This window comes from Lacinutrix gracilariae, from assembly GCF_042684485.1.
Classification (GTDB): Bacteria; Bacteroidota; Bacteroidia; order Flavobacteriales; family Flavobacteriaceae; genus Oceanihabitans; species Oceanihabitans gracilariae.
In genome coordinates this window covers 137531-163388 of sequence record NZ_JBHULM010000009.1, presented here as the reverse complement: position 1 = coordinate 163388, position 25858 = coordinate 137531, and the positions used below count along the sequence as shown (strand labels likewise).

General features: G+C 29.8%; 22 protein-coding genes. 1 reads left to right on the top strand and 21 read right to left on the bottom strand.

What is annotated here, in order from left to right; all coding sequences use genetic code 11:
- Window positions 1-87: 87 nt before the first annotated feature.
- The 20 genes from ACFSSB_RS06915 to ACFSSB_RS06820 form a co-directional block, all read right to left on the bottom strand.
- Window positions 88-1482, bottom strand: a complete 1395-nt coding sequence (locus ACFSSB_RS06915) for a sugar transferase (protein ID WP_379902419.1) — start codon at window positions 1480-1482, stop codon at window positions 88-90.
- 318 nt (window positions 1483-1800) lie between these two features.
- Window positions 1801-2550: a hypothetical protein gene (locus ACFSSB_RS06910; protein ID WP_379902416.1), complete on the bottom strand. Its 750-nt coding sequence runs from the start codon at window positions 2548-2550 to the stop codon at window positions 1801-1803.
- A gap of 974 nt (window positions 2551-3524) precedes the next feature.
- Entirely contained in the window at window positions 3525-4535 is a 1011-nt protein-coding gene (locus tag ACFSSB_RS06905) for a glycosyltransferase family 4 protein (protein ID WP_379902414.1), read from the bottom strand.
- Window positions 4498-5868, bottom strand: a complete 1371-nt coding sequence (locus ACFSSB_RS06900; protein WP_379902411.1) for an O-antigen ligase family protein — start codon at window positions 5866-5868, stop codon at window positions 4498-4500. The genes ACFSSB_RS06905 and ACFSSB_RS06900 overlap by 38 nt, the downstream gene beginning before the upstream one ends.
- A 4-nt stretch (window positions 5869-5872) precedes the next feature.
- Complete coding sequence (locus tag ACFSSB_RS06895) at window positions 5873-6997, bottom strand: glycosyltransferase (RefSeq protein ID WP_379902409.1); 1125 nt, start codon at window positions 6995-6997, stop codon at window positions 5873-5875.
- Window positions 6994-8100, bottom strand: a complete 1107-nt coding sequence (locus tag ACFSSB_RS06890) for a glycosyltransferase family 4 protein (protein WP_379902407.1) — start codon at window positions 8098-8100, stop codon at window positions 6994-6996. Before ACFSSB_RS06890 ends, ACFSSB_RS06895 begins: the two co-directional genes overlap by 4 nt.
- Window positions 8097-9425: a glycosyltransferase family 2 protein gene (locus ACFSSB_RS06885; RefSeq protein ID WP_379902404.1), complete on the bottom strand. Its 1329-nt coding sequence runs from the start codon at window positions 9423-9425 to the stop codon at window positions 8097-8099. Before ACFSSB_RS06885 ends, ACFSSB_RS06890 begins: the two co-directional genes overlap by 4 nt.
- Before the next feature lie 49 nt (window positions 9426-9474).
- Complete coding sequence (locus ACFSSB_RS06880; protein ID WP_379902402.1) at window positions 9475-11343, bottom strand: hypothetical protein; 1869 nt, start codon at window positions 11341-11343, stop codon at window positions 9475-9477.
- A gap of 26 nt (window positions 11344-11369) precedes the next feature.
- Window positions 11370-12233 (bottom strand): sulfotransferase, encoded by an 864-nt coding sequence (locus tag ACFSSB_RS06875; protein WP_379902400.1) that lies wholly within the window; start codon window positions 12231-12233, stop codon window positions 11370-11372.
- Window positions 12226-13389: a glycosyltransferase gene (locus tag ACFSSB_RS06870; protein WP_379902398.1), complete on the bottom strand. Its 1164-nt coding sequence runs from the start codon at window positions 13387-13389 to the stop codon at window positions 12226-12228. Before ACFSSB_RS06870 ends, ACFSSB_RS06875 begins: the two co-directional genes overlap by 8 nt.
- Before the next feature lie 7 nt (window positions 13390-13396).
- On the bottom strand, window positions 13397-14218 hold the full coding sequence (locus ACFSSB_RS06865; protein WP_379902396.1) for a hypothetical protein: 822 nt from the start codon (window positions 14216-14218) through the stop codon (window positions 13397-13399).
- A 74-nt stretch (window positions 14219-14292) separates the two neighbouring features.
- On the bottom strand, window positions 14293-15729 hold the full coding sequence (locus ACFSSB_RS06860; protein ID WP_379902394.1) for an MBOAT family O-acyltransferase: 1437 nt from the start codon (window positions 15727-15729) through the stop codon (window positions 14293-14295).
- Between the two features lie 2 nt (window positions 15730-15731).
- Window positions 15732-16841 carry a glycosyltransferase gene (locus ACFSSB_RS06855; protein ID WP_379902392.1) on the bottom strand — a complete coding sequence of 370 codons (1110 nt, stop codon included), beginning with the start codon at window positions 16839-16841 and terminating at the stop codon, window positions 15732-15734.
- Window positions 16834-18216: an asparagine synthase-related protein gene (locus tag ACFSSB_RS06850; protein ID WP_379902390.1), complete on the bottom strand. Its 1383-nt coding sequence runs from the start codon at window positions 18214-18216 to the stop codon at window positions 16834-16836. The genes ACFSSB_RS06855 and ACFSSB_RS06850 overlap by 8 nt, the downstream gene beginning before the upstream one ends.
- A 6-nt stretch (window positions 18217-18222) precedes the next feature.
- On the bottom strand, window positions 18223-19416 hold the full coding sequence (locus ACFSSB_RS06845) for a glycosyltransferase family 4 protein (RefSeq protein ID WP_379902388.1): 1194 nt from the start codon (window positions 19414-19416) through the stop codon (window positions 18223-18225).
- On the bottom strand, window positions 19409-20173 hold the full coding sequence (locus ACFSSB_RS06840) for a class I SAM-dependent methyltransferase (protein ID WP_379902386.1): 765 nt from the start codon (window positions 20171-20173) through the stop codon (window positions 19409-19411). The genes ACFSSB_RS06845 and ACFSSB_RS06840 overlap by 8 nt, the downstream gene beginning before the upstream one ends.
- Before the next feature lie 9 nt (window positions 20174-20182).
- Window positions 20183-21100: a glycosyltransferase family 2 protein gene (locus ACFSSB_RS06835; protein WP_379902383.1), complete on the bottom strand. Its 918-nt coding sequence runs from the start codon at window positions 21098-21100 to the stop codon at window positions 20183-20185.
- On the bottom strand, window positions 21090-21968 hold the full coding sequence (locus tag ACFSSB_RS06830; RefSeq protein WP_379902381.1) for a glycosyltransferase family 2 protein: 879 nt from the start codon (window positions 21966-21968) through the stop codon (window positions 21090-21092). Before ACFSSB_RS06830 ends, ACFSSB_RS06835 begins: the two co-directional genes overlap by 11 nt.
- Window positions 21961-22782, bottom strand: a complete 822-nt coding sequence (locus ACFSSB_RS06825) for a glycosyltransferase family 2 protein (RefSeq protein WP_379902379.1) — start codon at window positions 22780-22782, stop codon at window positions 21961-21963. Before ACFSSB_RS06825 ends, ACFSSB_RS06830 begins: the two co-directional genes overlap by 8 nt.
- Before the next feature lie 8 nt (window positions 22783-22790).
- Complete coding sequence (locus tag ACFSSB_RS06820; RefSeq protein ID WP_379902377.1) at window positions 22791-23759, bottom strand: glycosyltransferase family 2 protein; 969 nt, start codon at window positions 23757-23759, stop codon at window positions 22791-22793.
- A 99-nt stretch (window positions 23760-23858) separates the two neighbouring features.
- On the opposite strand from ACFSSB_RS06820, the gene ACFSSB_RS06815 reads away from it, so the two are divergent.
- Window positions 23859-24518: a sulfotransferase domain-containing protein gene (locus ACFSSB_RS06815; protein ID WP_379902375.1), complete on the top strand. Its 660-nt coding sequence runs from the start codon at window positions 23859-23861 to the stop codon at window positions 24516-24518.
- A gap of 140 nt (window positions 24519-24658) precedes the next feature.
- Here the strand turns inward: ACFSSB_RS06815 and ACFSSB_RS06810 are convergent, their stop codons facing one another.
- Entirely contained in the window at window positions 24659-25855 is a 1197-nt protein-coding gene (locus ACFSSB_RS06810) for a glycosyltransferase (protein ID WP_379902373.1), read from the bottom strand.
- Window positions 25856-25858 lie beyond the last annotated feature (3 nt).

Here is a 25858-nt window from a genome sequence, read left to right as displayed (position 1 = left end):
ATACCTAATACCTAATACCTCATCCCTAACACCTAACACCTAATACCTACTCCCTAACACCTCATGCCTAATCCCTAAAACCTACCCCTACTGTCCTCTAAAAAAGATCATAGTACTCATGGTCTTAATAATAATATTAGCATCTAAAAAGAAACTTCTATGCTTAATATAGTACAGGTCATACTGTAACTTTAGTAAACTATCATCTACACTAGAACCATATCTAACTTTTACTTGTGCCCAACCTGTAAGTCCAGGTTTTACAATATGTCTAGTCTCATAAAAAGGAATTACTTGTGATAGCTCTTCGACAAAACATGGTCGTTCTGGTCGTGGACCAATTAAACTCATATCTCCTTTAAGTATATTAATAAACTGAGGCAATTCGTCTAACCTTGATTTACGCAAAAACTTACCAAAAAAAGTAACTCTAGCATCGTTTTTACTTGCCCAAACCGCTCCGTTTTTTTCTGCATCTGTAACCATGCTTCTAAACTTAACAATATTAAAGAAGTCTCCGTTTTTACCAACACGTTCTTGGGTATAAAATAAAGGACCTCTGTTTCCTAATACATTTCCTAGTAGTATCAATGGCATTATAAAAACAGTAGCTACAATTCCTAGAATAGACAGGAATATATCAAAAAGGCGATGAAAAAATAAATAAAGCTTATTTTGGTTACTTCTACTAAAAGGGAAATATTTATAAAAATCTTTACCTACAAATTGCACAGGTACACGATTAGTCATGTCCTCATACACCTGGGTATATTCTCTAATAGGAAACCCTTTTTCTAAAAGGCTTATTAAGTCGTGGTAAATTTCTGGAGTAATGGTCTCAGAGTTATAGCTAGCTACTACAACTTCAGAGATTTTTTCTTTAATAATAATCTCTCGTAATACGCTAGGCTGAAACTCTTTAACCCCATTAATTTTAATAGTATCTGCTCGTTTTTCTTCACAGTTAATAAAACCAACGACCTTATAATTAGGATCGGCAATTTTAAAGGCATTAATAATGGGTTGTATATTAGAAACCTCTCCTACTATCAATGCTTTTTTATAAAATCGTGGGGAGGTTATAAAAGTAATATAAGCCAATCTCCAGACCACTAGAGCTATGGTTATTGCTAAATAAAAGTATAAAATCTGTAACCTATTTTCAGGTAAAAAAGGAGTAAAAAAGGGAGTCAGCAAATAAAACAGAACAGTAACCGATACAGTTAATACAATATTAGCTAAAACGGACTCTTTTTTACTTGCTTTTTGTAAGTCGTACAATTCAAATACAGTACCAAAAACGGTTAAGTATATAGCCAATACCGTAATCCATACACAGTTTTCTACATCTATATAAAAGTAATCAAACTCAAAAAAATGACCAATAATATAAAGAGATACAAAGACAGATAACAGATCAAAAATACGTAGCAGTATTTTTCTTTCTGAAATATTAAAATGAATATCTACTTTGTTGGGCATACAAAATCTTAGTTAGCGTAAAGATACTAAGTTAGGATAATTATGCAAGTATTTATTGAAGTAGTTTATACTGCTTGTACTTTGTATGCTGGAGCTTAAAAACTACAAAGTTTTTATTAGGGATTTCCTTTATTGATTTAGGCATACTTTTGATTCTAAATTCTCCGTTTGGACTTCTGTTACCTCTCTAGACCGTAGAGTTTATTATGGGAGGAGGTTTTATTTTATTATTTTTAGTGTTACTATACTAGCATCCTAAAATAAAAAAAGGACTGTACCTATGAACAGTCCTTTTAAAACACCTATTTGTCTAAAGGTTTATATTACCTCTATAAGCTGTAAGGTATTAAACGCCCCATTATTAAGCGGGTATTGTACCGCATTAATCTCTTGAAAAAATGCTGCTTTTAAAAAATAAAAATCCTGTCCGGTACCAGCAGGAACTCCTAGAGGTGTTAATGTTACCGTAGAAACCGTTGCGTCTATAGCTAGATTTACAAAATTGCTTAACTGTAAATCTTTATCACCAGTTTCAAAATCTAGGTTTAAAAAGCCAGCGCTAAACTCAACGTGCGTAGCCCCTTCTGGAGACTCTAATTGCTGTATTGGAATTAGGTCTGGAATAGACACTTCACCAGTAGTAGTATTTAAAGTAAAAGCGGCCTGTAAAACACTCTCTAGAACAGCTTTTTTATTAAAATTAAATCCTTTTAGCCTGGATTTTCCTAGAGGAGTTAAGATACCTGTAGCCACATTACGTTCTCCTCTAGGAGATGTTAGATCTTCATTTTTAACTCTACTCATAACTTGAGTCAATCTTGAAGACACACGATTGTCTTTTGCATCGTTCATTAAACTAACAATACTTCGACGTAGCATTTTACCACTGGTAGCTGAATTTCCAAACTCGGTAAGATTTTCTCTAGTTCTTGCAAAAGCAGGATCGTTTAAAATACGATTTTTACTTACTCCTCCTTTGCTACGGATATAATATTCTGATTCGTTTTTATAAAAGGTTACTTCTCCCAGTGTTCCTTCTACATTAAATAATGACTTTACTTTTGCCATGATTTCTAAGTTTTATGCAAATAGATATAGCTTTGGAATATTTCATTTTAAAAACTATATCTATTTACTGATTAAACAATTCCTTTTTAATGGGTAGGCTGCATAAACATGTCGACCTATTTATTTTGCGCAAGCTATCTACTCTCATTATCATAAAGTTAGCATCCTAATCTTTGCATAATGACAAGAATTCCCATATATGGTAATTGTTTCTATTATTTACTGAAAATAGCTCTGAAATATCTTTTATTTACCTGATTTGTCTTTTTTGTACTTTTTGGTACTTTTTTTTCCGTTTCCTTCTCGTTATTTCCCTTTACTTCCCTATTTGTTTTTCTATAGGGTTCCCCCTAGGTATCTATAGGGTTACCCGCTAGTAGGTATTGGGTTGGTATTATTACAGGGTAGAAAATCATCTAAACAACTCAATTTTAAGCATTTAACAAGATTTTAAGACTTGAAATTGTAGGAAATATATTATTAATTTATTATTTTAGATAAAAGTTCCTAAAAAAAAACAAGACTAAGCCCTTGAAAATTTTTGGATAGATTGTTTCATTATTTATTCCCCAAAAAAACAGTTTGAAGTTATGATTATTCCATTTTTATACACAAAAGATATAGAACTGATAAACGGCATCTGTTCTAAAAAAGCGCGTCAATACATTAAAGACATTAATTCACACTTTGGTTTACCCCCTAATAATTTTGTTAGTCTTAAGGCTTTTTGTGAATATTTCAGGGCGGATGAGAAGCATATTATTGCGCAATTAAAATCAAAGAACTCTGAAGATAAACGTTGATTTTTTTCTTTTATTACCGCTTTTGAAGGTTTACAAAACCTCCGTATCGTTTTTCTTTGGCCAGGTATAGCCATGGATCAGCTCTTCCCTACACTAAAAAAGAACAGGTACTAATTTTTCACGCTTGGTCGTCTTTCACTAAAAGGAGAAGCTAGTAAAAAGAAGAACGTATTAACTTAATATTTCCATCCATTGTTTTTTCATCAAGTTCCAACTGAAGGATTCTACTTTTTTTCTGGCATTTATGGTCATGCTTTGTGTTTTGTTTGGATGCTGTACTAGTTGTTTTATAGCATTTACAAAAGCATCTACATTATTCTTTTCTACCAACAGCCCATCTTTGCCATCTTCAATTAAATAAGGCATCCCTCCTACATTGGTGGAAACCACAGGTAGTCCTAAAGCCATGGCTTCAATGACACTTACTGGCATGTTGTCAAAATTGGTGGTATTTATAAAAACATTATAGTCTTTAGACAATGCTATCCACTCTTCCTTAGGTAGTTTTCCAGTAATTGTAACTTCAACCTTAAGATTTTCTGCTAATTGTTTTACTGTTTCCATAGTCCCATCCGAGTCTGGGCCTACCATACACAGCCTGGTTGGAATACCAGAATCTTGTAATATTTTTAACAACTTGACAGCCAACTTCGGATTGTAGATACTTGCAAATGAACGCACCCATAAGAGCTTTACTTCTTGAAAATCTTTTATATGAAACTTGTAATTTTCCATATTTAAACTGTTAGGAATATAAGTCACCTTTTGATAGCCATGTGCTTTAAATGCTTCTTTTAAATAGACCGAAGGAGAAACTAATTTGTAGGCATGAGCAAAAATAACACGACAAAGCCTTGGGTTATTTTTTAAACGCATAGGCAAATTACCTCCATTTAAACTAGTAACATATTTTAGTTTTAATATTCTACACAATTGACTTGTTACCAATACATAATAAAAATTCAAAGTGCTATATGTATCTATAATTACAATATCTGTACTATTTCTATATTTAAAACAATGCCAAAGCATGTCAAGCATGCGTATTATTTTATTTGGATAGGTAGATGCATACCTAAGGGTATAGCCTTCCTGTTCTAGCCTAGGCCCTAAAACGCAAATGGAAGACAGGTTACTGTTTTTATTATTTAATTTGTTTCCTATGTACAGGATGTTTTTCATATTTTACATTTAATAAAGAAAGTGCATATAATAATGCAGGAGCCGCAATACGCATTCCTGAATGATTTATAGTTGCAAACCAGAAACATAAAAATGCATAAAAATAATTATTCCGTTTATTTTTTGATCTATAAATAAGAGGTCTTAGGCCTAATATCAAAATCATTACAATTCCTAGCAAACCATGTTCTGACAGCAACCTTCCAATTTCATTATGAGAAGGAAGTCTTTTACCTTCTTTTTCTACACGTATATTTTGTGTTTTACTAATTCCAATACCTAAAAAGGGATTCTGTAAAAATCCTTGCATTTCTTCTTCGAATAATTCAAATCTCCCAGTAGATACATCTCCTTTATCTCTACCCAATGAATCTTTATTGGAATATCTTTTATCAATTAAACCGTAAGTTAATGTTGAACTAATTAACCAGGTAACTACTATTGCAATACTTAATAAAATAAATGAAGCTACGATTTGATTTTTTACTTTAACAGATGATTTAAAATAAATAGTAACTAAAAAGGCTATAATTACTATAATTGCGGCAAAAACACCACCACGACTAAAAGTAACAAGAGCTCTAAAAGACATAGCTATTAAAATAGTTAGATTTATTATTTTTAAGATTAATGTTGGAGATTTCACAAATAATCTAACGACTAAAGCAAACATACCTAAACCTAAAGCTGTTGATACTTGGTTAGGGCCAAAACCACCTGATGAAGCAGCATTTGATGCTGTACCAGATAAGGTTTCTTTTATACTTGGATTATATATAAATAAGTACATTGTTGTAGCAATAGATGGTAGTGCTAAGAAATTTATAATTTCTATTAAGGTATTTTTTGTGACCTTTCTATCAAAACAAAATAAAGCAGCAATACCTAAACATACTGGTCCACTTAAAACAAAGGCTACCGCTGTTCTAAAATTAGCACTATATCCTAAAGTAGTTGACGCAACTAAAACTCCTGGAACCAAAAGTATTAGATACAAAAAATACACATATCCTTTACCTGAAATACCTCTAAAGAACATCCCCATTAACATAAATAATATTACTAAATATTTTGATGCTTCATATGCTAACCCCCCTTTAGTCATCCTAAATAAAACTTCTGCTCCAGCAAAGTAGGCACAGGCTAAAAGCACTTCTTTGGTTTTTTGTGAAGCCGGGGACATTATTATTCTAAATAGAAAATACAATAAAGTAACAATAAAATATAATTTTGAAAGTGGCTCAAATAGATATAAAGCAACCCCTATAGCTAAATGAATAAGCACTAAACCTATATAATTATCTTTTTTATTTTTTAGAAACCTGGAATTCAATGAATTAAATTATATCGTTTAATATTCTATTATTATAGTGTTGAAAAGTAAATTTACTAACTACTTGCTCACGTTTAATTACTAATTTCAAATAATCCTCTGTAGTAAAATCTAAAACCGTTTTTATATGTTTTTCTATATTTTCAATAGTTACTTCTTTTATTAAGAAACCATTTTCATGATCTATTATATACTGACCGATGGAAGATATATTAGATACAATTGGAATACAACCAAAATTCATTGCTTCTGCAATTACTTTTGGAAACCCCTCTGAAGCTGTAGTTGGCATTAAAAAAAAGTGAGATTCTTTGTATACATTAAAAACCTCTTTTCTAGATAAAAAACCATGAAATACAATATTAAGCCCACTGTTTTTGGCTAATTCTCTAAAATAATTATAATCGCTACCATTACCAACTAAATGTATTTTATCAACCTTTTGTTTATGTTTTAAAGATAAACTTGTAAAAGCTTTAATAATACGCTCCACTCCTTTTTCTTTTTCTAATCTTCCTACATAACAAAATGAGACTTTACGAAATGTTTTTTTAGATGTAATAATTTGTTCACCTAATGTTACTTCTTTAACGGTTAAACATGGGTTTTCAAAAGTATAACAGTTTTTGGGTTGGTTTTTCCATTTTCCGTTAATGGTTACTTTTCTGTTTTGATGTTTCAGCATATAACGTTGTAATCGATACCCTAAAGGTGGATTTTTTTGATTCCAATTTCCTGCATATTTATACCATCCTTTTTTATTGGAAAAAAATGTAAAATACGGAATTAAATAAACACCTATTCCTGTAGGTGTTCTTAATTGAAAAACATCTACTTTTTTAAGTGTTTCTGACACCGTTTTTAAAACACTCGGAGCATTATAAACAGAATGTAACTTACTTAAGATGGTTTTACCTCCAGATGGTTTTAATGCTACAAACTTTATTCTTTGGTTAGAATAAGCCATTGCACTTTTAGGTGCTTTGCCATCATAGAGCATAGCTACATGATAAATTTCATCAAAAACATTTAGTAAATGATTAATTTCATTAACCGTTGGGCTCCAACCAACAATTTCCCCATTATTTGTTTTATAATGTTCTGTATGCGAAATAATAGCTAGTTTCAATATTCTATTTCTTTAATATATTGTTTTACTATAGAATTCCATTCATGTTGCATCGACCATTTTTTTGCATTTTTTTTGTAGGCTTCATAATTTGCTATAATATCTTGAATGGCAGTTATAAAAGCTTTTGCATTACTAGGTTCTATTAATTTTCCTGAATAATTATTTTTAATAGCATCTTCAATACCACAACCTGTAGCACCTATACATGGTAAACCCATATAATTAGCTTCAATAAGAGCAATACCAAATCCCTCAACATCTCCAGTTTTAGTTAAACCACTCAACATAACAAAAATATCACTTTCTTTTAAACAACTTTTAAGTTCTTGATCGGTTGCCCTTCCGTGAAATGTAATATAATTTAAAACATTTAATTCTTTAGCTATTTGAGAAAATTGTTCTTTTTGCGTAGGAAGACCTATACAATGATAATGTATTTCTGGATAATATTTAATTAATTCTGGCAGATGTTTTATAACTTGTAATTGGCCTTTTCTTTCAGAAACATTTCCAACGGTAATCAATTTTGGATAACCAATTAATGTTTTATTTTTTAATGGTGTTTTATTTAAATTCTCTGCATTTATTCCGTTTGGAATAACAACAACATTTGAACAAACATTTTCAACCAATCCCTTTGTGTAATTAGAAACAGCTATTATTTTAGAAAATCGTTTTAAAGATTTATTTGTAATTGTTTTTAAATATGTATTTGAAAAATTCACTTCACTTCCGTGAATAACAGCTATATATTTTTTTTTATAAAAAACACTTACAAAGGCAACTATCCATAGAGAGAATTTTCCTGAAGCAATGACTTTATCAACAGATTTAATAGTATCAAATAATAAGATTAACCGCTTAACATACATTAAAAATCTAATTTTAGTTATGTGTACGCGATGCACTTTATAATTAAGCATTGCATCAAAACCCTTTTCTTCTTCCCCAGAAACGGAACGTTGATCTGTAATTACTTGCACTGCATAATTATTTTCTAGAAGCTGTTTTGCTATGTTATAGGCATGATTTCCTATACCTCCAGGTTGTGGTGGAAACTCTGATGTAACGAATAGAATATGTTTGCTTTTCTCTATCAATGGTATGATTCAATTAATGCTCCTTCTTTTAGTTTTTTACTTGATAAACGCCAAGATTTAAATACTTGAAAAAGTACAAGTGGAATAAGTAACAAAGAAACAAAAACGCCTAGAACCATCATGCTTTTGTTTGTTTTAAATTTATAAGGCATTATAGATAATGGCACTGTGCGTAACAATGCTAATTTAGTTGTTTTATTACCAAAGTATTTTCTAAAAAAGTATAATACACTTGGTATAGGTCTAGGTGCAAACCATTTTTTAGTCCTAAAAGCATCCCAACTCCCCATTTCACGCAAGCCTCCCGAATCTACTTTTAAATGAAGTCTTTTTGCATAAGGGTTTGAAACATTTAAAAACCCTTGTAAATAAGTTCTTAATCCAAACTCACCATCTCCCATACGTTGCTTTTCAAATTGTCTATCAAACAATCCTAGGGTATTAAAAACATCTTTATTTATAAGTACATTTCCGGTATCTAATTGATCACTTATTCTAAAAAAAGAATAATGCTCTGGTACTTTTGCACCTACAGTTGAAATAGAAACACCAGATGAAATCTCTGCATTAAAAAAGTCTAAACATTTTAAGTGATTACTAATCCAATCTGGATCTACTCTACTATCATCATCAAAAAGCAACACATAATTTCCTTTTGCTTTTTTTATTGCATTATTTCTAGCCAACCACAATGCTTTTTCTTCTTGAAAAGCCACATGTAAATCTAGAGAAAAGGAATCATAAAAGTTTTTTTGAAATGGTTGGGATTGGTCTACAACAATCACTTCAAAATTACTATAATCTTGTTTTTCTAAATCTTTTAAAACGTCTAATAAGTATTTGTATCTGTTTAATGTTGGAATGATAACAGATACTTTAGGTTTTTCTATAAGAAGCGAAGAATTATAGGTTACAAATTCATTATATAAAATTGGCGCCTTTAAATATTTACTTCTTTTTATATTTCTTGAGTTATAAAAAGCTGCAATTTCTGTAAATGGGTTATTAAAACTTAATAGGCGAAGGCACAGTACATAAAAGACCCAAAAACGGCTAAAATACTTTCTGGAAAATATATAGTTATCTACTAATGCTACCTCTTCAAATTCAGAATACTTTTTAGATTTACCAATAAACCCTTTTTGTGCAGCTTGCCAAGACAAGTCATATTGTTTAGCTATTTCAGTTTTAAAGTTTGAATCAACAGTTAACTGCTTTATTATTGCTTGTGGTAAATTGGATACAACAGGAAATATAGTTTCTCCATCTTTATTACGCAGTGAAAAGTAGCTTGTTGGTTGTAAATATTTTAAAAATTCAAACATTCATTAATTTTGCTAGTGGTAAAAGTAAGAAAGCTAAGTGATACGTATCTTATTTTTTATTTTTTTTTAATGGTTTAATAAGGTGTAATTCACTATTTAATGAGGCTAATGAAATAATATCAGAATTAGTTAATGGCCATTTTTCTAAACTTTGTCTTTTCAAAATAGTTTCTTTATAATTATTCACTAATTCTTCACCTAAATAATTTGTATTAAAATAATTATTTAATCGTTCTTTAATGTTTTCATTTTGATATATTTTCACCCAATTTAAACCTTTAAAAAGCCTATATCTTAAATTTGGATTTTTCTTTTTTAAAACTTTTCTTATTAAATATTGATCTATTTTAGAACGGATTCCCCAAACAGCAAACACCAAAATACTTGGAAAATTACGTGGTATTATAGGCGATTGGTTTGTTGGTATTCTATTTAATTTTTTTAATTCTTTATTGGATGCAAAGAGAGCATTCATGAACCTATAATTTAATCTATTATTGGGATGAATTTTACTAGCTGCTCTTAAAACCGCGATAGTCATTGAAGGTGAGATAGCACTAAATTTACTATCACAAATTAATATTTGTTTACCCATAGGAATTCTAGCATGTGTATACCAAGAATACAGTTCATCATAAAGTTCTACATACGGTAATTTATGTGCTTCTACTCTACCTAATAGTTCCTCTAAATCAAGCGTAACTTTTTTAATAAGATCTTCATAATCTATAGTTACCTCTAATTTTGCAAACTTTTGTTTCGTGTAGCGCTGTAATTCTTTTTTTATTTTGGCATTTTTCCACGAAATAAAAGTAGCATTGTTTGCAAGTGTTAAGTTATAATCTTTATTTAAAACATGGGTTTTAAAAAAATTACTTATCCTGGATTCTCTACTAGAAAAAGTCTTTATGTTTCTAGCTGGTAACACTTCGCACATATCACCAAGTAAAATTACAGCATCTTTATCTTGACTATAATTCTCTAAAATCTCTAACCAACTAGCTATATTTAATGCTTCGGTTTTTAATGTATACTTCTGAATAATTTTTGGAGATGGAAAATACAAATCTAAATCAGAATAATTTTTAAATTCGAAACCTTTTAATGTTGCTAATCGCTTAGCTATTTTCACTTCATAACTTTCAGAATTACCATAGGTTAAACAAGTGGTGTTAGAATTATCTGAAAGTGTTCCTAATAGAAGTCTACTGTCCATTCCGCCACTTAAAGCCAAATATGTTTTATTAAACTTTGCAGTAGCGTAACTGACTTCTTTTTTATAACAACTCCAAAATGTTTTATAGTTGTTTATAGTAAGTTTACGCTTAGTGGTATTTATTTTATATAAAGAGTTATCATATTTTTTAATGATAGAAAAGCTTTTATTTTTTAGCGAAATATACTCCCCAGGTAGCAAACGTCTAAATCCGTTTAGGATGGTTCTAGACCCAATATTTGAAAACTCTTTTCCTATTGCTCGTTGTGTAATTCCTACAGCATCTAGTTCTATATCTTCTGCTAAACTGGCAAATATTGTACTAGAAGCAATAATGATACTTTCTTTTTTTATACTATAATACAATGGGTAAACCCCTATTAAGTCATTACAAAAAATGATTTTAGAATCTTTTTTACTAAATATTACTAGCGTAAAACTTCCGGTAATTTCATCAGGAACTGGCCAATTTTCCACTATTTTATTTACTGCAGAAAAGATTTGTTTTTCTACAGCTTCTTTGGGTAAAGATAAATCACTAATATATCCTCTTATACAGACCACATACTCAGAATTCTCATATACTTTTGCATTCTTTTCTGTATATACATTGTATTCACCTATACTTTTCTCTTGTATTTGTATAGCTAAAGTCTCTGCTTTATTAAAATCTATGGATGTATTAGTTATAACAAAATTCATCTATCTAATATTTTCAGGAATAAGAATTACCATTTATTATCTTTTTCATATTCTAATACAATAAGTTCTTTACCTGCTAAATATTTAAAAACAGCTTTTTTAAAAAACTTCCAATGGTTCCATTTGTTAGAGAATTTAAATTTTGATTTGTCGGTTTCTGGTGTCCAATTTGGTTTTGCCATTTTTTTGGTATCTATACCAAAAGAGCTTCCAACCACTGGAGCTTGCAAACAGGCATTAAGTATATCTGCATTACAACGCAACTTAAAATGCTGTAAAAGCTTTTCTATATTTTCTTCGGAATTATTTAAATCTTCATATTTAAACTTCTGAACCTGTTTTGTATTAGCTATTGAAGCTACTTTATTTGCTGTAACCACCCAATCTTTAGTATGATTAATAAAAGACCTTCCAGAATAATAATTCCATCTTTTCTTTAGTTTAATGGAAAATGTATGCCAATTTCTATTGTCATTTGAAGCTTTGACAGAAGAAATAACATTGTCTCTACCATCTCTATAAATTACGGCGATTTGCGATTCAGGAAATGTTTTTTCCCATAAATTAATAGTATGAATGACTGGTGACTTAATAAATATAATTTGATCTTCTTTAATCGCATATTTTTTAATTAATAGTTGCAACCAACTCGCTCCATATAATTTTAAAAAGCCATCTTGTTCTTTAACAGAAACCTCTAATCCAAAACTCTTTTGAGCTACTTTTATAAAAACATTATCAATTATAGCATTATCATAAAACAAATTAAACTCTCCTAATGATTTATTTGGAGGTAAAGTAACCACATCTGGATGCATAGCCATGGTAGAGCCCACAAAATTGGTTCCGCTTCGTACACGTTGCCCTAATAAAATAATCACTTTACTCATAAAATGCTACAAATTGTTTTTCTTGCAATTGCAAGTTAAATTTTTCATGTACTCTTGCTATTGCTTGTTTAGATATTTTGTTTTTTTCTACTTCTGGTAAATGTATCACTTCTATTATTTTATTAGCTAAAGCTTCGGGATTTCTTTTGGGTACCACCCAACCTGTTTGCTTATCTAAAACATTTTCAATTAAACCGCCTCCATTAGATACGATACAAAGTAATCCCATAGCTTGTGCTTCTAACGTTGCATTACAAAAACCTTCCGAATTACTGTATTGCAAATACATATTCGCCTTAGAAAGATAATTAATAATATCTTTTTGAGGCTTATCACCAACTAGAACAACTTCCTGTTTTAAATCTAATTCATGAATTGCAAAAGAAAGAGATTCAAATGCTTTACCAGAACCAATGATGGTGTATTTAAAGTTAACTCCTTTACTTTTTAAAATAGCAAGTGCTTCTAGTGTGTAATGTAATCCTTTCATCCAATGCAATCTTGAAATCGTTACAAACTCTATAGGCTTGAGTTGTAAAGCACTTGGATTTATAAATTTGGATGTATCTAAAGCTGGAGTAATTATTTGATAAGCTATATTTTTTGATAAGCCCAATACATATGCTTTTTCTAAAAGATAGTTAGAGATACTATGTACTTTATCTACATGTTTCCATATAGAAACATATTCCTCTTTGTGTTTTAATGGAAATACATCTACATCAAAGCCTCTCATACTAATAGCCATTTTAGCGTTAATTGCTTTAGCTACATGTTCACTCTGTATAGCCATAGTGACAAATCCAAAATGCACCCAATCTAATTTAGTAGTTAAAATATGTGCATTGGTATACAGGTTTTTAAAAACCTGAGACCAATTTTTATTCTCTTGTTTTTCTAATTGTATAAATTTTAATATTCGTCTTGAAAAGAAGATGAATTTCAAACCAACTAAAAGTGTAGTAAAAAACTGTAGAAGCAAATTTTTCTTATAAACAGCAGGTGCGACTTTTGTTTTGCATAATTTAAAATTGGAATCCTTTTTTTGCACCAATAAAACTACATCAAAGCCATTAGACTGAAGCCCTTTTATTTTAGAATTAAAAAAGGTTTCTGAGTACGTAGGTGGTTTAGATAAAACGATTCCTATTTTCATTTATTTCCTACTTATTATTATTGATTCTATTAACAATTAATTTAGATACTTTTTTACTTGATTCTTTATAAAGATGATTACCATCTGTATAATCAAACTCATTGTTAAATTTGGTCATATCAAAATAATCATTACTTAAATTAATTGCTTCGTTAATGTAACCATTAAAGTTTGCCATATACTGCATTTCTACTTCCATTAATTTAGGATGTATTGGAAGTCTTATCAAATACACCTTTCCATGTTTTTTTAAAAATTGAATAGTTTTTAATAGGTATTCAAATCTTACTTTTGAGAAAGTGTTATTAGGCATTATTTCTTCTTTATAAAATTTTACTCTTTCATTTATTCTTACACTATCCATTTTTTTTACATTTACCTCCAACCATCCATCATCATGTAAAAACATCTTTTTGTTTTTATTAAATAAATTAATATAACTTTCATTATAGTTAAATAATAAATATTGAACATTTGGCTTAGAATTAACAAACCAAATAGTTTCTACACATTTCCCATTTTCTATGAATTTTAAAATATTATTCTGATCTTCCTTATCTGCCGAAATACTCCAAGGGTCTACCGTAACGATATAAACACAATCATTTGAATTCTTTACAATCTTTTTCTTTATACTTTCTAAATATACAGGTCCATATGAACTATGTGCAACGGTAAATGAATAATTAAATATATCATCTCTTCCTAGTTCTTCGTTTAATACTTCAGGAACAATCCCTTGTGCTGCTCTGGAAGTACCAAGTACTAAAGAACTTTGTTTAGGCGTAGTAAACCTAGAATAAAAAGCATCAACATGCCCATTATTCACATTATAGAAAATTATAAAAACTGAAACACAAATCAATCCTAAAAACAATAATATATTAATTAGAAATTTTTTCATCAGAATTGAAAATATATAAAATCTTGTTCTTTACCACTAAATAAAAAAATCGCAATAGTAATAGTATAATAAATTGCTAATCTTACAAATTTCGGATATTTAAACCATAAGCGCTCTATTGCATATTGATTACATCTACCAGACCACTCCACAACAATAAAGATAAAGATTAATACGAATAAATATGTTGGGCGAATTTCTGGAATAGAAAATAGAGATAGATTGATCATACCGTTCAAATAATCTAATGCATGACCAATGTTTTCGGCTCTAAAAAACACCCAAGCTAAAACAGTCATTAAAAAAGTAATACTCATATTAATAAACTCTTTAATACTTGGTAATAAACTTTTTTGTGCTACAACATCTGTATTGCTTCTGTTTTTATTTAAAAGTAATAAAGGAACAAAATAAAGTGCATTTAGAAATCCCCAAACAATAAATGTCCAATTCGCTCCATGCCAAAAACCACTTACAATAAAAATAATAAACACATTACGTACTTGTCTACTCTTAGTTCCTCTAGACCCTCCTATAGGAATATATACATAATCTCTAAACCAAGTCGACAATGAGATGTGCCAACGTCTCCAAAACTCAGCAATATCTCTTGAAAAATATGGAAATGCAAAGTTTTGCTTTAAGTTAAAACCAAATAAACGAGAAGTACCTATTGCTATATCGCTATATCCTGAAAAATCCCCATAAATCTGAAAAGCAAAAAAGATACCACCAAAAAGTAATGTACTTCCTGAATAATCTGCATGGTTAGTAAAAATAATATTTACAAATTGCGCACAATTATCTGCAATCACTATTTTTTTAAATAAACCCCAAAGAATTTGTCTTAATCCATCTACCGCATTCGCATAATTAAACACTCGTTTTTTATAAAACTGCGGTAACAAATTAGAGGCACGTTCAATAGGACCTGCTACTAATTGCGGGAAGAAACTTACAAAAGCAGCAAAAGCACTAAAATCTCTAGTAGGTTCTAAATTTTTCCGATACACATCTATGGTATAGCTTAAGGTTTGAAAAGTGTAAAAACTAATACCAACTGGTAAAATGATATTCAGTGTATTTGTCTGAATTTCTTGTCCAAAAAAAGAAAAGGCTTGCACAAAATTGTCTGCAAAAAAATTGTAGTACTTAAAGAAACCAAGTAAACCAATATTAACAATAAGACTTGTCCATAGCAGTATCTTTCTATTTTGTTTTTTTTTAGATAAAAATAAATACTTTCCGATAGTAAAATCTACTAGTGTACTAAAAAGAATTAAACTTAAAAACCGATAATCCCACCACCCATAAAATACATAGCTAGAAATTACGATTAATAGGTTTTGAGCTCTTAAATTCTTCTGCGCTACAAACCAATATAAAACAAACACAACTGGCAGAAATATCGCAAAATCTATAGAATTAAATAGCATAGTTAGTTCTTCAATTTAAGGTATAATTCTTCATGTTTTTCAACAAATGATACTACAGACAATTCTCGCTTAACATATTCTCTCATGGCATTAGCTAGTTTTTGTCTTTCATTCATTGACATTCCTTTTATTTGATGAATTTTTTCAGCTAAATCGGTAATATCACTGGGTGAAAATATACATTGCGGAAACTCTTTTAAAACATCTTTAACCCCAGAAATATTAGATCCAACTACTATTCTCCCGGAGGCCATAGCTTCCATAGGAGCAACAGGCAAACCTTCTTTTCTCCCCTCATCTTTTGTTGGTATTACAAACAAATCTGCCATAGCCAAATACGGTCTGACATCTAAATGCTTACCTAGAAATGAGAAGTTTTTATTATCTGTATATTGTTTTATAAGTGTCAAACCATAATCATTATTATAATCGCCTACTATAAATACTTTTATACTTTTATCTTTTAATTTATTTACCGCTTCTAATAATATTTCAATACCTTTTACAGGAACAAGATTTGCCACAGAAACAATTATAAAATCATTTTCATTAAAAACAACTCCGTCTGGAGCCTCATTAGATTTTTTTAAAGGCTGAAAATGATTAATATCTACAGCTAGAGGAATACGAACAACTTTAGACATCATAGAGGTGTTTTTATAGAATTGCGTAATCATATCTTCATTTACAGCAACAATTTTTGTACTTAATTTTGAGCGCCACACCCAAGCTTTGTTTCCCCAACCCATTGCTTTTTTTGTAAAAACAAACTTCACTCCTGCTAATTTGGCTGCTAAAGGTTCAGAAAAATCAGAGCTCCAATGCCAAGAATGAATGATATCAAACTTATTTTTTTTAAAGAATTTAGAAATTTTCCATACACGCAAAGGAAAACCTAACAATGGTTTATATGCTGTTTTAAAAGCATTTACATGTATTTTTACTCCTAATTGTTCTATTTCCTTAAATAATTCTCCTTTATTATTTTGGCAGCAGACTTCTGGCTCAAAAACATCTCTATTTAGTCCTTTAACCATATCATATACAGATTTACCACTTCCTGAAGTATCAAAATTAGAGATTGTAAAAAGTATTTTAATTTTTTTAGCCATTATATTTTTGATTAAATTTTGCCAATACAAGCAATATATTTATAGCATGTGCATTTTGCAAATGATCTGTATTAAAAAATGAATTATAATAGTTAGCTAGTATAGATTTTGGTATCCATTTCTTTAAATCACTATCTAACAGTACTTCTTTTAGTTTTTGTTTATTGGCATCTCCTAAAAACTGCAATTCCCAATTACGTTGTATATAAGGTTTACCTGAAACAGCTTTAATTTCTCTCTTAACTTTATTCGCTATTCTATAAGGTAGATTATAAGGTATTTTATTATACCTGAAATTATTTAAGTGAAATGGCCTCTGGTCTTGCCATTGTATTCTTGCTAATTCTGGTGCTTTAGATTGTATATAGGCAATTTGTAATTGTCTGTTTTTAAGATATTCTTCTGGAATGGTACAAATAAATTCGCACATTCTTTCATCATAATAAGGCAATGTAATTGGTTTTGCTTTTTCAAAAACGGCAAGGTTAATTGAGGTCCAACGTGGCGCCCAATATTTAGATTTAAAGGCTCTTAACTTTGCGTTAGTATCTTTAATCTCAATAGTGCCTAGCAATCCTTCAATTCTAGAGGCAAAATAAGTATTAAAATCTCCAGGTAGTCCCCATGCATTCCATAAAGTATTTGCAAAATCTACACCTCCTCTTTTACATAGTTTCTTTTGAAGTACCCGCACTTCTTCTTCTTTAGATAATTGTGAAACGTTCATAGAATCGAACAACACATCTCCCCAATGTCCTAAAGAAAAAACATCACCCATTTTAGCATATTCTTCAAAAATGGCCATTTGTCGCGGGGCAGTAAAATCAGAATATCCTTTATTTAATTGCAACAAATCGTCTATAACACCCCATAAATAGGCATTAGATATTTTAAAACGCTTAAAATCGAAATGTGATGCTTCAGCAATTTTTTTAGCAATAGAAGTTTCATCAAAACCATTTTTATATTGGTAGCTATACGAAAAAACATCTGCATTAATTTGCTTTAATGCTACTGCCTGCGATCTACTATCTAATCCGCCAGATAATGGTAAAATTACTTTTTTACCTTGTGTTTGTTCTTGCATTATGGTTTCAAACAAAGACGAAAACTCCTTTAATGCTTGGTTAAAGGTAATATCTCTTGGCGTATAATGCCAATGAAACCAGGGTTCTGAGTTTACAACAAATCCTTTTTCATTTAACTCATACTTAGTACTTGGAGCCAATACCACCTCATCTTTATAATAAGTGTCTTGATCTAAAAAAAAGCCAATAGCAGCAAAAACACATATAGCTTCTAAGTGTAACTCATGAGGAGCATCTACTTTAGCAAAGCTTTGTTTTGTGGGTATTATTGCTGTTTTTATTTTCATATTTTATTACTTATCAAGTACCAATTGGTATAATGCTTCAAACTTTTTGATACTTTCATTTCCATTAAACTCCTTTTTTACTAATTGGTATGCGTTTTCTGTAATACGTTGTATTTCTTTTTCTGAAGTTTCTTTTACCTCCATAATTGCATTTGCTATTGCTTTAGGGTTTCTAGTAGGAACAAGCCAACCCGTTTCATTAGGTATAACTACTTCTGCCATACCACCACAATGGGTAGCTATTACAGGTAAACCTATAGCCATTGCTTCTAAAACAACATTTGCTATTCCTTCTTTTAAACTTGGAAGAACTAGTACATCACAAGACTGCATGGTTTTAAATAACACTTCTTGATTTAAGTTACCCAAAATCGTTATACTTTGAAATAAATCTAATTGGTTTATTTGAAAAAGAGCTTCTTCAGGCAAACAATTTTCTCCAATACATATACATTCAAAGGTTTTATTTTCTTGTTGCAATACACGTAAAGCATCAAATAGATAACGCATTCCTTTAATCCAATGAAAACGACCAACAACACATATTCTAATGGTTTTTGATTTTGACTTTTCAACGTTTTTGTAAAGATTGAATATTTGTTCTGTTATAGGTGAATGAATTACTTTTATTTTTGAAGCTTCTGCATTATATTTTTGTGCTTCTATTGCAATTGCTTTAGAGACAGCATGAAATGCATCTACTTTTGGAAAATTTCTTTTATAGCTTTCTGCTAAAGTAGGACTTGCTATTGGTGAATAATTAATGTGTGCACCTCGTAAACTCAAAATGAGTTTAACCCCTAGTTTTTCTTTTAAAAACATAAAACGATCTACGTCTTTAGCCCATTGTACATGAATTATATCTGGAAGAAAACGCATTATAGGAATTAACCTAGTAAAGGCATGCCATTTAGAATATAATGATTTATGTTTTTGTATCTCTTTAATAACAATAAATAATCGTTTAGGATTTGTAAAAAGCAATACAAAAACATGCCATTTTGTTTTTATAAGATTTATGAATAAACTTCTTGAAGTACTATGCACTTTAATATTAGCAGAAGCATATAACTTGGGTGTGTTTTGCACGCCAAATATTAATACATCATAATGCTTAGCAATTCCAACTATTAAACGCTCCACAAAAGTTGTGCTAGGAATGGCTCCAGAATAAATGGCTATTTTCACTTTTTTACTCAACGTTTATTGGTTTTTCAAAAATAGCTATTATAGATGCGCTTAAATACTTGGATGGATTTTTCATCAAGTACGGATTTATTTTTTTAAACACCAATCGCGTAGTTTTACTAATTACTTTTTGAAAGGCATTTTGTTTTTGGTGAACCGAAAAAGGGAAACCACCATAGTACTGATGCGTTTTAATTTTTAAATCATTACGCTTTGCATACTTTTTAAAAACAGACAACTTCATACTTTTAAGGTTATGTGCTTTTAAATTATTATAATCACACAAGTAACCATAAATTTTTCTTAGATATCTTTTATTTGGTATCATAACCAGCATGCTTCCTCCCGGTTTTAAATATTGTGTATGTAAGTCTAAAATGGTATTAAAATCATCAAAATGTTCTATAAACCCATTAGAAATCACATAGTCATATTGTTGTTTTGGTTGGTATTTGGTGAAATCTTCTTGTAAAATATTAAAGCGATCTACTTCCATTATTTCAAAAGAATTTTTAATTTGGCTTTCGTCTGAATTAAAATCTAAACAGGTAGGAACCAAACCAAACTTTGAAGATAGATACGCTAAGTATCTTCCGGGAAATCCACCAATTTCTATAATAGATTTACCTTTGCTATTTTGACTAATTAACTGATCCCAAAACGGATCATAATAAGAACATACATTAACTATATGCTTTTTATTTGCATGGTTTTTACTGTAATATGTTTCCCAGTATTTTTGAGTTGTTAATTTATTAGGTTCTTTCATATACTACTTTTAATTTTTAACAAAATAGCTTTTAGTTTTATCCAATACATACATTAAAAAATATGTATCAAAATACAATAAAAAGTAATATAAGCTTCTAAAAATAATTCCTAATTTAGTGTGATGACCAAGTTCAATTTTTCGATGCATTTTTAATGCATTATTATACGTCCTTTTAGAAATTTTTTCTGGAAATTCTTTTCTGAAATTTTTCAACAACTGCCTTGATGCTTTATGTTGCGAATCTTTATCTCTAGTTACAGAATCATTGGTTAATGTTCTATTCATAACCACTAACTTTTTAGGTATTCCATAAATATTAGAAACTAATGAGAACCGCAAAATATAATCCCAATCTATATTAAAATTGCCATAGGTATTCCGAAACTTTAACTTGTTTTGTTCATGCACAGATTTTCTAAATAGCATACACGTATTTACTACTTTTAACTGATTTATGTATAAATAAGTAAATAATGCTTCTCCTTGTGGAAACGGTTTCCCTTTTACCAAAATACCAGGAAATAAAATACTTTTAGATTTCCCTTTAAACTCTACAATTCCGGAAACCAAACCTACTTCTGGATGCTTTTGCATGATTTCTACTTGCCAAGCTAATCGTTCTGGCACATAATAATCATCTTGCTCTGCCATTGCTATTAAATCACTATCTGCAGGTACTAGTGTCATTAATTTATTTACATTATCTGCTAAACCTAAATTAACTGGATTTTCAAAAATGTTGATTCTACTATCCTTATATGCTTCTGCTATAGATTTTGATGCATCTTTAGTACCATCAATCCCTATTATAATTTTAAAATGGGTATAGGTTTGTGCCAACAAGCTATCTAGTGTTGCTTTAAGGGTTTTTTCCCCATTATATACCGGAAGTATTATCGTTATTAAAGGATTTTTATCTACCATTAAAACGTTGTTTTATTTGTGCTAAAGTCTTAAATAAAGGATGATATAATTTAAGAAGTTTCCTTTTATTTTTAGGATGTAAATACTTAAAGATATGTGTATAATATTGTTTGTACATTAAATCTTTATCGGGTATTTCTCTCTTTTTATTTACACTACTTGCTTGTTTATCGTGTAATCTAAAGCGTGCTAAAGAGGCATCTACAAAACCTACATCATAATAAGCCATTACACGATACCAATAATCACTATCTAATGCTTGTTGTAAGACTTCATTAAAATAACCTACGTTTTCAAAACAGGACTTATTAAGCAATACATTTGTAGGCTCCCCAATTTTATTTTTTGGTGAATTTAGTAACTGCCTATCTTTTAAATATGCTCGCCCAGATAGAATACCTGGTGTAACTTTAACATCCTGCCAAGTAGTATGTGCATTTCCGTAGTAAGCAATAAAGTCTTTTATTTTAGGGGTAAGTGTTTCATAAATAAAGTCTCGTTTACTATATACTAAACCTACATTAGGCTGTATAGCAAGAGGCATCATTTTAGTAATACAATCTGGTGTTAAAGCATCATCTTGAAATAAAAATTTAATATAGGCACCATTTGCTTTTCTTACCGAATGATTCCAATTAGCACCAATACCATTAGGTTCATGATTATAGATATGTATTGGAATCTTGGTTTGCGCTTTAAAGCTTTTAATAATAGATATTGTATTGTCTTTGGAAGCATCGTCTGACACTATAATTTCTAGATTTGGATAGGTTTGTGCAATAGCAGACTGCATGGCTTCTGCTATAAATGCTTCGCCATTATACGTTGGTATACAAATAGAAACTAATGGTTGTTTGGTTTTAGTCATTTGTATATAGCTTTTTATGTATTGGGTTCTTTAATTCTCCTTCTTTATCTAACTGCCAAGATGCAGAATCATTTGCCGTTTCAATATAGTATTCCTGCTCTTCCGATAAATTATTTATATCTATATACCAACCGCCATGTTTTGCTTGTAACGGATAATCTGTTCGCCAACCTTGCGTAAACCCTTTGCGTTGGTATTTGTAATTAGGTCTATACAATGCAAAAGTAGTATCAATATGTGCTTTAAAAACATTTGGTTTCACTTTCGTTTTCCAGAACTGCGCTTCCCATTGTTTAATTTTTTCTTTATTTGGGTTTGTATCTGGTATATCCTCTACCTTTAATGAGAAACCAACTTTTGTTCTTGTATAAGCTTCATCTAATAGATTTCTAAAAGTTACCATAAAATCATCCGGGCAGTTAGCATCTGGAACAATATCTGCATCGGTAACGACATAATACCCTTTACTATATTTTTTAAAAATAGATTCCGTTTTCCAAAAAGATAAATGGCCAATATTTTCTTGTAGTCTATAAATTTTAACCTGTTTTTCTATGGTATCCAAATAATCTAAAAGCGGTTGGTAAGTAGAGTTATTATCTATAATTACAAGGTTAGTAAATTCATGTTTTATTAAAAATGCAACAAGTTGTTTTAGGTAGAATAACTGATTAAAACTAATAATTACAATAGGTATTTCTTTTGGGTTTTTTATTTGTGCTTTTACGGTAGCATTAAAAGTATTATGGTACCAGCATTGCCACTTATGGCGAATAAGTGTTTTCAACTTCACTACTTGTGCTTTTGAAATCATAAATAACGTTATCCTATGGGTTTAATAATAGTATAGCCTTTATTAAAAATAAAATAAGACCAGTATGCTACTGGCATTTTAATACAAAATACTATTTTTTTTACAATAGATATTTTGGTTTTAAGTAATGTTTTAAACATTAAATAACCAAGCTTTCCTGCCAGTTTAAATTTTCTTGCTTTTAGTACATCTTTAAACATAAGGGTCTGTATTTCTAGAAGTTTTACAACTCCTTTTTCAGATAATTTATGCAAGTACTTGTGTACTATTTTTTCTTTGACTTTTATATTAGACTCGAGTTTGCTATAATTTTCAAAAATATTATTAGATAAATTTTCGTCATGTTTATACATGGAAACCAATGCCTCATCTAAAGCTATATAATTTGAATTAATAGCTAATGCTTTTATATGAAAATCATATTCTTGCGATTGCTGTAGGGTTTCATCAAATGAAAAACCATTTACTTCAATAAAACTTCGTTTCCAAACGGGAGCTAGAATAGACCAAAATATTTTATATAATATATAATCTTCCATTCTCTTTTCAGAACTAATCTGCTTCGCTCTTAAACCTAAAAAAGCATTTGTATTTTTATCTATCCATTTGGTTTGACAAATACAGTAAGGAGCTTCTGGATTTTGTATAAGTGCATCTACTTGTACTTGTAGTTTATTAGGCTCCATAACATCATCACTATCAAACCAATTAATAAAGTCTCCTTTACTTTGTTTAAACCCAAAATTTCTACATGCATTTGCGCCTTTGGGTTTGTGTTCTGGTCGTGTAAAAAACTGAAACCTAGCATCTTTACCAATATACTGCTGTAACAATATAGCGGTGTTATCTGTAGAACCATCATCTACCACAATACATTCCCAATTGGTATAGGTTTGGTGTATAATAGAATCTAGCGTATCATTTATTAAATGTGCACGATTATAGGTTGGTATAATAATAGAAACTAAAGGCTTCAAAATAGCGTGTTTTTGCTAAAATAAGTAAATGAAAAATAAAATAACTAAAACTTTACATCTTCTTTTATATATTGCAATTATATATATTAATACTATAATATGGATAATCATTTTATAATAATAGGAACAGCAAAGAGCGGCAGTTCTACACTATATGAGTATCTAAAAGCACATCCTAAAACCAAGTTAGCAAATACCAAAGAACATAATTTTTTCATGAATATTGGTTATAATTGGAAAAGTAGTAATTATAAAATATTTAAAAGAAAATTAATTTTCACTTTAGGTGCTCATAATAAATTTGTAAAAAATAAAATTATTAATCGCTATAAAGAAATTTGCAAAAATGATAAAATACATATTTCAGGAGATGGATCAATAAATTATTTTTACTTTAAAGAAGTACCTAAACGTATTAAAACCTTTGCACCAAAAGCTAAACTAATTTTAATTTTACGAAACCCTATAGATAGATTGTATTCTAACTATTGGATGAATTACAAACAAGCAGAAAAAGATGCCAATTGGCAATGGCCATGGAATTCTTTTGAAGATTTTATTGAAAACGGAGGCCATACCCATGCCATTAACCAATATACCACCAACCTAAAAAGGTGGCTACGCTATTTTTCTTTAGAGGAAATTTTAATCATTGATAGTAGCAACTTATTTAAAAACACCAACCAAGTACTACAAGAAGTAACATCCTTTCTTGGTGTTGCATCTATACATTATACCGAAAACATTTGGATTAAATAAACCAAACGATTACCCAAAAATAAACCCAGAAACAAGGGCTTTTTTAAAAAACTATTTTATGCCACAAGTACAAGAACTACAACAACTTACTGGTAAAAAATTTAATTGGAAGGATTTTGAATAAGAAGCAAATTGAATACTTACTTTTTATAGTATTCTAATAACGTATTGGCTTGTTTTGTAATGCTATAGTTCTCTGTTATATATGTAGAACCTAAAGCACTTGATGCTAACCAATCTGATTGCTTATCTAAAAGCGATAATAAACCCGTTGTAAAAGCCGCTGTATTTTCAGACTGTACCACTACCCCACTTTTAACCATATCTTTTACAGAACCCACATTTGTAGCCAAAACAACCAATCCTGCTGCTTGTGCCTCTAACAATACTGTAGGCAAAGCTTCTGCCTTACTAGATAACAAAAACAAATGAGAAGATACCATTGCGTCTCTTACTTGCGTAGAGTTTTTTGCTCCTAAAAGTTTTATTTGTGATGAAAGCCCTAAAGCGTCTATTTTATTTTGCAAAGTATTTCTTGCTTCCCCTTCCCCAATAATATGATATTCTATATTTGGATATTTTTCTATGGCTTTAGAAACTGCATGAATAGCAACAGATAAATCTTTTTCAGCTACTAATCTTGCAACTGTTAGTATTTTTATTTTATCTGTTTTTATTAAAGGTGTTTCTCTTTTAAAAAAGGAAACATCTACACCATTAGATAATGGCAATATTTTATTTTTTGGCGCTCCAAAATGTAATAAACTAGTAGTATTATAATTGGATATAGAAAAAATACCATCTGCAAATGCAAATAAATCGGTATAAATTTCACCTCCTTTCTTCTCAGCCAATCTAATATCATAGCCATGAAAAGTGGTAAATAATTTAATTGGTAAACCTATTTTTTTAAAAACAGTTGCATCTTGCCCATTGGGTCCAAAATGTGCATGAATTATCTCCACTTTATTTTTTAATAAAAAATGTGTTTTAAAAAATAGCTGTAATGATTTAGCTTCTGCATTAAAAGATTTTACATCTAGCGTCTTTACATAATATTTAAGATTTTTAGAAAAAATATTTTGAAGAATTATTTGACTAAAACGCAGTATACGCTTCCATTTCTTTCTAGGAAATAAAACGTCTATTGGTACCACTTTATCTTGTAAGTTATATTTTTCAAATCCAGTAAGCGCATTTAATTCGGAAGTATTTATTTTCCTATTTTTAGTATGAATAGTAACCTTGTGATTATGAGCTACCACACTAATTATTTGATCTCTAATGAAAGTTTCAGAAAGCAACGGAAATTTATCGACCCAAAATAGTATATGCATTGC